The organism is Streptomyces blattellae (assembly GCF_009709555.1).
GTDB classification, from domain to species: Bacteria; Actinomycetota; Actinomycetes; order Streptomycetales; family Streptomycetaceae; genus Streptomyces; species Streptomyces blattellae.
Genome location: NZ_WJBG01000233.1, coordinates 123,086 through 132,772, shown reverse-complemented (window position 1 = coordinate 132,772; position 9,687 = coordinate 123,086). Strand labels below are relative to the sequence as shown.

Here is a 9,687-nt window from a genome sequence, read left to right as displayed (position 1 = left end):
TGAACCGCCCCGAGTTCGATAGAGATCTCAGATGGTTGTTGTGACCTGGTGTTTCGTGGTTCCCAGGTAGTAGTTGGTCTCGTATTCGACGGGCGGGATGTGGCCTATTTCACCGTGGAGTCGGCGGTGGCAGTACCAGTCAACCCATTCGGCGGTAGCCAGCTCGACCTCGCTCAGGGTCTTCCAGGGGCGGCGGGGCTTGATGATCTCGGTCTTGTACAGGCCGATCGTCGACTCCATCAGCGCGTTGTCGTAGGCGTCGCCGACCGAGCCGATCGAGGCCGCGATGCCGGCGGCGTCGAGGTGTTCGGCGAGCTTGAACGACGTGTACTGGCTGCCCGCATCTGAGTGATGAATCAGCTCGCCAGGGATGTGGGGGCGGCCTTCACGGTCGCGCTGCCAAAGCCCCATCTCCAATGCATCCAGGACGAGTTGGGTCTCTTTGGAGGTGGAGGCGGACCAGCCGACGATGCGGCGGGAGAAGGTGTCCACGACGAAGGCGACGTAGACGACCCCCGCCCACGTGGCCACATGCGTGAAGTCGGCGACCCAGCAGCGGTTCGGTGCGTCGGCGACGAACTTGCGGTCCACCCGGTCCGGTGCCCGGTCGGCCGTTTCGTCGGGGATCGTGGTGATCACTCTCTTGCCCCGCACGGCGCCGGCGATGCCCATCTCGCGCATCAGCCGCTCGACGGTGCAGCGGGCCACCCGGTGGCCCTGGCGGTTCAGCTCGCGCCAGATCTTCCTTGCCCCGTAGACACGGAAGTTGGACGTGTAGACCTCCTGGATCAGCTCCTTGAGTTCCTCGTCCCGCACGGTTCGCGCGGACGGGTTCTGGAGTCGTTTCTTGTGGGCGTAGTAGGTGGATGGGGCGATCTTGCAATCGTGCTCGGACAGCACGCGGCAGATCGGCTCGACACCGCCGAAGCGGTCCCGGTGCTCGTCGATGAACGCTACGAGCGCAGGTGTGGCCGGTCGAGCTCGGCCGCGAAGAAACTCGCCGCAGCCTTCAGGATCTCGTTCGCCCGCTTGAGTTCAGCGTTCTCCCTCTTCAACGCCTTGATCTGCGCGGACTCCTCCGTCGTCGTCCCCGGCCGCTGCCCGGAGTCGACCTGGTCCTGCCGCACCCACTTGCGCAGCGTCTCATTCGAGCCGATGCCCAGTTTCTCGGCCACGGCCTTGATCGCGGCGGACTCGGTCGGGTAGTCGCCGCGAACTTCGGCGACCATGCGCACCGCGCGACGGCGCAGCTCAAGCGGATAGGAGGAAGGTCGTGCCATGACTCGATCCTTTCACGAAATCGAGTCTCCATTCGAGCCGGGGCGGTTCACTGCGGACTGATGCAGGACCCCGCCGACCGCGTGATAGAGGGCGGTTGAGGCGTTGAACCGGTTGCTGGCGGCATCGCTGAGCCAGGCCCACAGACGGTTTAGGCTGGATCGGATGCCGTCGGCCGGGTTCCATTCTCGCGCCGGGTCCAGGTGCAGGCACAGCCGGTGGCCCTGCAGGACGTGGGGGTATCCGATGAACCGGGTGTGCGTGACGTCGACCTGAGGGGGGAGCAGCGGGGAGGACGGGACGCGGAGAATGAACCGCTCGCGCGGCTGAAGCCGAATCCCTCCGTCCGCCGAGACGGTCCCACGAGTGTCGATCTCGATCGTGATTGCCAGGGCGCCGTCGTCCGTACGGTCAGGCACTCCCACCACGCGCAGAGTGTCCGGCTGCTCGGCGCCGATCGCGCGGAGATCCGCGAGCGCCTGTCTCTGCCACGGTGTGGGAGCGCCGAGCTGCCCGGGCTTTCGCTTGCTCATCCAGCGCGCCCCGACCGACCCGTCGTCGTCACGGGGGCCACGGACGCGGCCGCGGCGGGGAACTTCGCGCTGCTCTGCTGGTCGTCGGGCTCCTTGAAGCCGGTGCCGAACAGGCCCTGCCACAGTTCGATGCTGGTTTCCTTGTCCGCATGGTGGTAGGCAGCCTCGATCTCGTCCGTGTGCACGCGGATCCGCTCGCGGAAGTAGGCGTAGGTGTCCTGGGTCCAGCGGTGGTCAAACGTGACGCCCGACCCGGAGGGGTCGGCGATCGACGGCTTGGTGGGGTTGGCCTGTAGGTAGGTGTTGAGGTCCTGGACCAGGTGGAGCAGGGTCGTGGGGACGTTGGCGTAGTAGCCCGGATCGATCAGCGTCTTGGTCTCGCTGACCTGGTTTCCGAGCAGAGTCGTGAGGATGATCGACCGCGTTCCGGTGAAGGAGTTCTTGTGGTCGCGCAGGTACTTCAGCAGCCGGATGACCTTGCGCAGGTTCCCGCCGGTGATGCCGTCCTGGTTGCGCATCCAGACCGTGAAGCCCTCGGGGTCCGTCGCCTCCCAGCAGTTGTCGTCCCGGTTGACAATGACGTCGCGGCCGTCGCTGAGCTGGACGTACGGGACGATGTCCACGTGCATCAGGTTCTTGTATTCCAGGCGCACGCAACGGCACTTGCGCGAGTGCGGCATCTCGCGGTAGCGGCTGTGGCGGTCCAGTGCCGCGTAGACCTTGTCGATGTAGGTCTTGGGGCTGCCCTGCCAGTCCGGGTTCTCCTCCATCAGAAGGAGGAAGTCGGCATCGAACTCCTTGTCGCCGACCGGGTTGATGATGGTCCTCTGCGCCCACGAACCCTGAGGAATCTTGTCGAGGACGAGGTGTCCGATCTCCTCGTCCGCCTTGAGGGCCCGGTAGACGCTGTCCACTCGATCGTCAAGCATGCCGAGCTTGAAGCGGCTCAGGTTGACCGTGTCCGTGAGGAGCGTGTTGAAACAGGTGGTGAGCTGCACTGGCGCCATCCCGTAAATCGCCTTCATTGAAGATTATGAAACCGTAGCACGGTGGTACGACAGCGACGGCCACACGCCCGAATGGATGAGATGGGCGGTTGCCCGCCTGGCATGCTGGTGTCGTGTTACTTGAGTTGGCCGGCCGTCACCCTCTGCTGCGCGGCAACCTGCGCCTGCAGGACCGCTCTCGACCCGAATTGATGATCGACGCCCGCCACCTGGAGTTCGCCAGCCCACTCGACCTCGCCGCCGTGGCCGCGCTCACTCACACTCACGCGGTGAGCGGCGCGGAGGTCACTCTGCTCCTCCCCGAAAGCCGCAGTGTGACCTCGTACTTGCAGCGCATGGACCTGCTGAAGCATCTGCCGGAAGAAGCTCGCGTCGTTGGTACCCTCCCGCACGAAGTACGGAACGATCACTCGGCCAATCTGCTGGAGGTCACTCGCCTGAAAGAATCGGCGGTCGGCGAGGTGAACCAGCGGATCGGCTTCGTCGCAACCACCCACCTCGGTAAGCGCTTCGGCAGACAGGCGTTCACGGGCCTGGGTGAGCTCATCGACAATGCGGTGAGTCACGGAGCCAGCAGCCTGGGCGCCTTCATCACCGCACAGGCGTACAGCGGCAAGACCACCGGCCGCAGGCGGCTGGAGGTCTCTGTGTGCGACACCGGGATGGGAGTGCTCGATCACCTGCGGCGCAATCCACAGCACTCCGACGTAGCCGACAGCGTCCAAGCGCTGGAACGCGCGCTGAGCCCTCGCGTCAGCGGAACCGGCGAGGACCGCGGTAACGGACTGCCCGATGTACTGAGCGGTGCCAAAGAGACAGCGATCACGAGTCTGATCCTGCGCAGCGGCAACGGCGCAGTGACGGCCAGCCACTATCGGGAGCACATTTTCACCGCCTATCAGCACACCACCGATCGGGTGACGGGCACCTGGGCCTGGCTGAGAGTCTCGTTCCCTGCGTAACCCGGCTATGCTTCAATGCGTTCAATGAAGGCGAAGAAGTACGTGCTTACCTTCCCTGTCAGCGAGCCGGGTACGTTCCTGTCCACCCGAGGGACGGGGGCACACAAGCGCAGCGAGCTGGAGGCGGTGTTGAGATCCGCCAGCCCGGCCCCCGTACTGGAAATCGACTTCACTGGCACCGAAGCCATGACCCACAGCTTCGTCGACGAGTTCCTCGGCAAGTTCTACGTGTCCCTCGCGGCTGGCGACGTGCAAGCAGTTGGCGTAAGGCTGGTCGGGTTGAACGAGGAGACCCGTGAGTCCGTCGCCGTGTGCCTGGAACGGCGCAAGCAGTTCGCCGTGCAGGGGGAAGACCACACGTTGTTGGGCGACACCAACGTCATGGCGGATACCTACGCTCAGGCGCGTAAGCTTGGCGCTTTCCGGGCCCAGGAACTGGCTGATGCACTCGGTATCTCCGTCACCAACGCGAACAACCGGCTTAAACGCCTCGTCCAAGCGGGAGCCTTGAGCCGCGACCGCGCACCCGGTCCAGAGCGGGGCGGCAAGGAGTTTATGTACACCCTGCCGTAAGAGTTGTCCCACCGGGCAGTCACCACGGCCATGCGCTGACTGACTCGGACTATGTATCGTCGTTGCGGTGTCCCTGGAGGCGGTAGCCCATCTCGTCCGGATGGCGCATGACCCGGGCAAGGCGCCAGGCAGCGTCATAGGACAGACGGCCACGCTCGCGTAAACGCAGCCGCAGAGCCAACGTGCTGGTGACAGGGTCAAGCACCCAGCGCAGTAAAGCGCTCCTCATCGCGCCTCGCCCGATAGGAGGGCGAAGCTGTGGGCGGTGTGCTCGTCACCGAACGCGCGGACAGTATCAGCGAGGAGGGTGAGCAGCTCTTTGCGCCCTTCCTCCGTCAGGCCAGCCACGAAGTCGTGGAGCAGCTGTGCGACTGTCACCCACTGCTGTCCTGGCTGCCATTGCTGGATCTCGCGCACCAGGTCGTTGAGGTTGGTGCCCGTCGGCGGGCCTCCGAGCCGGGACCAGTGCTTCGATGTGCCCTCCAGCAGTCCGTAGAGGCGGGCGGCGGCCGGGTTGGCGAGGATCTCCTCCCGGAGGAATGCTTCGCGGGCCCGGACCTGCCGCCGTGCCAGCTCGTCCAGCTCGTGGTCGCGGAGGATGCGTTCCTCCTGCCGCTGGTACTCCTGCCGCAGGCGTTCCGAGTGGAGAGCGGCCGTCCGCGTGGTGTCGTCCACGCTGACGCGTACTTGCACATCGGTGACCACCACACCGTCGGCGACGAGGGGCAGCTGTTCCTGGACGGTGACTGTGATGTCCTGCTCGGCGGCGCTTGGGCGGAGGACGTCGCAGAGCTCGGCTGCCTTCTCGATCTCCCTTCTCGCCAGGCACGGTGCTGCGTGCCGACTCGCTGGCGCGTTGGTGTTGGCGCGGCGCCAGGTCACCCGAATCTCAGTGGTGAAGAACAGCAACGGGTCCACGCTCTTGAGGCGGTCCGTGAAGACGGACGTCCAGCTGGCGTTGTCCTCTGCCGTAGGGACAGGGGCATTGGCGGTTCGGCGTCTCATGCGGCGTCGACCTCCGCATCGCCGTGAGGCTCATCAGTTGGAGCGCCTGGTGACGTGGGCTGAGGCGCAAGCGGCTGACTGCGTCTGGCGATGAGGTCCTGGTCGAGCAAGGCGGACAGTTCGCGTTTGAGGTCTTCCTTCTCCTCGGCGTACGGGCGGTCCTGCCCCTGCACCCACCACTGGGCGGAGGTGCGCAGAGTTTCGCGGAGGATCGGCCCTTCGGCCCCTGGAACGTTTACGGCCTGACGCAGGGAGTCGAAGACGAGGGACTTGAGTTCGTGCTGTTCCAGCGCTGCGTCGAGCCACGTGAAGATGGCTTTGTCGAGGTCTCGTTCCCCTGTCGGCCCCGCGGCCTGGCGCAGCAGGGTGCGCCATCCCGTCACGAGCCCTTGCACGGTGGGGCGGAAGGTATCCTCCTCGTCGGGGGTCCCCTCGACCATGGCTTGGAGGAGCGGTGGAAGGCCCGCTGCCTCGGGCGGGGAATTCAGGGCCAGTGCGGTGAACGTGCGGTGCCCGACGGTCTGGCTTGTCGTATCCGACTTGCACCAATCGACGACGTACCCGAACAACATCTGCCGTACGGTGGCGTCCTCCCATAGGACGCGTACTGCCTCTCGCAGTGTGTCGATCACATCAGGATGACCTTGCGCGGCCACATTCCTGAGCCGACGCAGCGCCTTGGCGGTATGCCGGCGGCCGAACGCGCCCGTACACACCTCTACAACGGCTCTTTGCAGGTGGGGCTGGCTCCGGCTCGACCAGGCGAGCAGCATGGAATGGATGTAGGGCGCGCTGACGGCGTGGATGGCTGCGGAGTCCAGGAGTTCAACGGCCAGGGGCCACAGTTCCTTGGCGGTTCCGTGCTTGTACCACTCCTCGACTATCCGCTCCAGCGGCGTCTGGCGCCGATGGCGAACGGCCCATTGCAAAGCGAACTGCCCGACGCGCTCCGCCACGGCAAGTCGACCGTCCCTGCTGACGATCTCCAGGGCTTCCCTGCTCGTGGAGGTGTCGACGACAGGTGCTTGTGCGAGCCACTTCAGAAATGTGGTGCGAGCCAGAGGGCGGTCGTTCCAGAAGTACTCGATGACGGCGTCGTCCCAGTGTGGGCGGGTGAAGGTGAGGGTGCCGTCCTCTTCGCGCTGTGCTCCGATGGCCCTCGTCATGGCGATGACCCCGGGTTCCCGCTGTCCGTCCACCTCGACCTTTAGGGTGTCGAGTTGTTCGGTCAGCTTCGCCGCCCTGGCGTAGACATGCCCGACCGGATCGCCGCGCAGAACAGCTGCAGCCAGCAGGAAGTTGCGCTCGAAGCTTGTACGGGACCGCCCTTCGGGTTCGTGCCATGTGTAGAGCTCGTCTTCCCAGTTGCTGTGGGCAGCCGCAACGTTGGCCACTTGCTCCTCGAACGTCCGGCGAGGAGAACCGTCCCGCTGATGCTTGAGCGCCTGGTCTGGGGCGGACGCGACTGTCGCTGCGGACTGGGCTGCCCGGTGCTCTTCCAGCATGAGGTACACGAGGTTGAGCACGTCGGTGGGGGCCTGTCCAGTGAGGAGGGGCTTGATGTCCGGGTGAGCAAGCCACTGGTCTGTTGGAAAGTCGGGCTCCTGCCCGAGCAGCCACCGTTCGGCGATGTCGCGCGGGCTCACCGTGCCCAATTCCGGGGCGACGCCGTCCGGCGCCCCATGGCTGATTCGCCTCCACTGCTCGGGGCGAGTGAGGACGATCAGCCGGCAGTCACGTCGCTGGAGGCGCTCGACGAGTTTGGTGAGGTTGCCTCCGAAGGAGTCGTCGACGGCGAAGTCATCTTCATCGGGCGGAAGTTCGAGAAGATAGCCGCAATGCCGATCGTGCGGCAGGCGTCTGGTCGGGAAGTGCTTGGAGCCGCCGAAGGACAGCGGTCGAACTTCGCTGATGACGCCGCCGTTCAGGAGATGAGCGAGCAATGCGTAGGCGGTGAAGGTGCGGCTGCTGTTCGGCGGGCGACTGATGACCAGTACGGAGCCCGCTGCGCGCAGGGCTTCAAGAGCCTGCTTGAAAGGGCTGGGCGCCATTCGATCCCCACCGTGGGGCTCGGCGTACACCTCGCGGACCACGGCCAGGTACTCGGGCGAGATCGGGGCGTGCGAGTCGAGGGTCTGCTCGTACACGTACTTCGTGCCGACTTGTTCGCCGTTGTTGATGAAGGCTCGCTGCAGCACAGCGGCCTGGCCGACCGCCTCCACTGCGTCGCGCGTGGTCTCTGTCGGCGTTGTGAGTGCCAGTGCGGTCGACGCAGCGTTGCTGGGCGGGTCGGGAGGAAGTGGCGGCAGCTCAGGCAGGCTACTCGGTTCGGTAGCTCGGGTCGGCAGTGCCGGCGCGGGTTGCGCCCAGGGCATCTGCTTCTCGTCTGCCCGCCGATCGCTTCCCGTGGACGAAGGCAGGGACTGCGACAGGCGTTCGCCGATAGGGCTGTCATCGAAGCTCATGCTGTTGCCGCCCGCCTCAGCCGATCGTGCCTTCTACCTCGATGCCGACCTGTTCACCCGTCGCCGTGATGGTCCCGGCCTCCTGATCGACGCGTGCCCTTCCGCGTTCCGTGATGTCGCCGCCGACGCGCATGCCGACCTGCCTGCCATGAAGGGAGTCGGTCCGCTGCGAGACCTCCACCCCGGGCCGGTCTGCCTCCGTCTCGTCGCCGAAGGGCAGGCGGCGCCCGTATACCTCCTCCAAGTCCCGGCGAAGGCGTCCCAAGAGTTCCCGTAATTCGGCGTCATCGCCCTGGAGGAACTCTGGCCGCGACAGGTAGACGCGGAGCGCGCCGTGGGCCCCCGTGATGCGCGCGACGCGCTCGTCGGTGAGTGCCGGGGCCCTGACCAGCAGAGGCTGTGTCTGCCCCGGCACGTCATCCGGCTCCGCCACCGGTACTCGGCCTGCTCGCCGGTCCAGCACCGCGCTCGCTCGGTCGAAGAGAAACCTCACCGCCTCGGTCAGCAGCGTTCCAGCAAGGACGGGAAATGCCAACGGATCCATGTGTGTGTTTCCTCCCCCTGAGCCCGCACGACAGCCGCATTTCCCACCGGTAGGTGCGACCGGCAAGTACACGGGCAAAAACGGGATTCACCGTACGAGGGTGATCAATGGCGAGGACAGACGGTAAATCGGTCGCTCAGGGAAGTGGCCGAAGAACAGGCATTGACAGTGCGTAGCAGTGTGATCTGACCTGAGTGACGAGCTGGTGGCTTCAAGTGCCTGCTTCGACAGCTATCGCCTCGGCTGGAACCGCACGATGTTCGATCTGCGTTCGTGTTGGGGCGGTGTCTGATTTCGGGTGGTGTCGTGTGCCCGTGCTGCTGAGTCAGTTCGCAATCAGGGTCGAGGAGCTCAGAGGTCGGCTGAGACCCTGATGAGGTAGGCCGCGCGGTGAGCCAGGCACTCCGCCCAGTCGTTCGGCCCCGACGGGGGGCGGACAGCTGACCGGGGTGACCGATCCGCCCGATCACAGGCTCCACGCGGGGGCGGAATCTTTCGTCCATGCTGTGCGGGTGGACAACATCGACAGTCGTCTTGAAGACACGGGGCGGGCGTTATGCGCCCGCACTGGCCGCCGCCGACGTCGGCCTCGCCATCGGGACCGGCACCGACGTGGCCATCGAGGCCGCCGACATCACCCTGATCTCCGGCTCGCTGAGCGGCGTCGTCACCGCCATCCGGCTGTCGCGCGCCACGATGCGCAACATCCGGCAGAACCTGTTCTTCGCCCTGATCTACAACGCCGTCGGCGTCCCCCTCGCCGCAGGCGCCTTGTACCCGGTGTGGGGGCTGCGCCTGAGCCCGATCATCGCCGCTGCCGCCATGGCGCTCAGCTCTCTGTCGGTGGTCACCAACGCCTCCCGGCTGCGCCGCTGGCATACCCAGCCGCTGCCGGGCGCCCAGCCCGCGCGCGTACAGCCCCGCGTCCAATTCGCCACCGACCGTTCCCAGGCCGGCGCAAGCGCCGCCACCGAACACCGGCCCGCCCCGTACGACCACGCCCACGAGCATCACCCCCACGGCAGCGCGGTCACGGACCCCGTCTGCGGCATGAGCATCGACAAGGCGTTCGCAGCACAGTCCCGGAACACCGGCACAGGCACCTACTACTTCTGCTCCGCCCACTGCGCCGCCGCCTTCGACGCCGACCCGGAGCGCTACACCGGCCCCGTGTCCGGCGGGATGCCTGAAGGAGGCGAACACCGGTGACCACGACCATCCATTCCCACCGCCATGCCCGACGCGCCAGCGGCGCAGCAGGCCCGGCAGCCGTTTCCGCCCACCCGGCACAGGCGACACCTCCGACGCGGCGAGACCAGC

The 9,687-nt window shown here is 66.0% G+C and carries 9 protein-coding genes; 3 read left to right on the top strand and 6 right to left on the bottom strand.

The annotated features are described in order from the left end of the window. Positions 1 to 27 precede the first annotated feature (27 nt). From GFH49_RS34555 to GFH49_RS34545, 3 genes are all read right to left on the bottom strand, one after another. Positions 28 to 1,280, bottom strand: a protein-coding gene (locus GFH49_RS34555; protein WP_230396121.1) for an IS3 family transposase whose coding sequence is annotated in 2 segments (ribosomal slippage) — positions 28 to 998 and positions 998 to 1,280 — 1,254 coding nt in all. Because the reading frame shifts where the segments join, the coding sequence is not laid out codon by codon here. Positions 1,281 to 1,292: 12 nt separating this feature from the next. After that, entirely contained in the window at positions 1,293 to 1,811 is a 519-nt protein-coding gene (locus GFH49_RS34550; protein WP_155060004.1) for a hypothetical protein, read from the bottom strand. Beyond that, entirely contained in the window at positions 1,808 to 2,818 is a 1,011-nt protein-coding gene (locus tag GFH49_RS34545; RefSeq protein ID WP_230396659.1) for an SMODS domain-containing nucleotidyltransferase, read from the bottom strand. The genes GFH49_RS34550 and GFH49_RS34545 overlap by 4 nt, the downstream gene beginning before the upstream one ends. A gap of 113 nt (positions 2,819 to 2,931) precedes the next feature. Between GFH49_RS34545 and GFH49_RS34540 the strand changes: the two genes are divergently transcribed. Both GFH49_RS34540 and GFH49_RS34535 read left to right on the top strand, forming a co-directional pair. Continuing rightward, positions 2,932 to 3,780 (top strand): hypothetical protein, encoded by an 849-nt coding sequence (locus tag GFH49_RS34540; protein WP_155060003.1) that lies wholly within the window; start codon positions 2,932 to 2,934, stop codon positions 3,778 to 3,780. Between the two features lie 24 nt (positions 3,781 to 3,804). Next, the gene (locus GFH49_RS34535) at positions 3,805 to 4,353 is read left to right on the top strand and encodes a winged helix-turn-helix transcriptional regulator (protein WP_196218220.1); all 549 of its coding nucleotides are present in this window, start codon (positions 3,805 to 3,807) and stop codon (positions 4,351 to 4,353) included. A gap of 225 nt (positions 4,354 to 4,578) precedes the next feature. On the opposite strand, the gene GFH49_RS34530 is transcribed toward GFH49_RS34535, so the two are convergent. The 3 genes from GFH49_RS34530 to GFH49_RS34520 are packed head-to-tail and all read right to left on the bottom strand — an operon-like array spanning position 4,579 to position 8,367. Further along, a complete protein-coding gene (locus GFH49_RS34530) occupies positions 4,579 to 5,358 on the bottom strand; it encodes a hypothetical protein (protein ID WP_155060001.1) in 780 nt (259 codons plus the stop codon). Further along, positions 5,355 to 7,823: a hypothetical protein gene (locus GFH49_RS34525; RefSeq protein WP_230396658.1), complete on the bottom strand. Its 2,469-nt coding sequence runs from the start codon at positions 7,821 to 7,823 to the stop codon at positions 5,355 to 5,357. The genes GFH49_RS34530 and GFH49_RS34525 overlap by 4 nt, the downstream gene beginning before the upstream one ends. A 16-nt stretch (positions 7,824 to 7,839) precedes the next feature. After that, positions 7,840 to 8,367, bottom strand: a complete 528-nt coding sequence (locus GFH49_RS34520) for a hypothetical protein (RefSeq protein WP_155060000.1) — start codon at positions 8,365 to 8,367, stop codon at positions 7,840 to 7,842. A gap of 534 nt (positions 8,368 to 8,901) precedes the next feature. Here GFH49_RS34520 and GFH49_RS34515 point away from each other — a divergent pair. Then, entirely contained in the window at positions 8,902 to 9,576 is a 675-nt protein-coding gene (locus GFH49_RS34515; protein ID WP_456243061.1) for a YHS domain-containing protein, read from the top strand. The last annotated feature ends 111 nt before the right edge of the window (positions 9,577 to 9,687 follow it).

Excerpts from the sequence above, each read along its gene's own strand:
- GFH49_RS34550 (WP_155060004.1), bottom strand. The coding sequence starts at position 1,811 with ATGAGCAAGCGAAAGCCCGGGCAGCTCGGCGCTCCCACACCGTGGCAG.
- GFH49_RS34545 (WP_230396659.1), bottom strand. The coding sequence starts at position 2,818 with ATGGCGCCAGTGCAGCTCACCACCTGTTTCAACACGCTCCTCACGGAC.
- GFH49_RS34535 (WP_196218220.1), top strand. The coding sequence starts at position 3,805 with ATGAAGGCGAAGAAGTACGTGCTTACCTTCCCTGTCAGCGAGCCGGGT.
- GFH49_RS34530 (WP_155060001.1), bottom strand. The coding sequence starts at position 5,358 with ATGAGACGCCGAACCGCCAATGCCCCTGTCCCTACGGCAGAGGACAAC.
- GFH49_RS34525 (WP_230396658.1), bottom strand. The coding sequence starts at position 7,823 with ATGAGCTTCGATGACAGCCCTATCGGCGAACGCCTGTCGCAGTCCCTG.
- GFH49_RS34520 (WP_155060000.1), bottom strand. The coding sequence starts at position 8,367 with ATGGATCCGTTGGCATTTCCCGTCCTTGCTGGAACGCTGCTGACCGAG.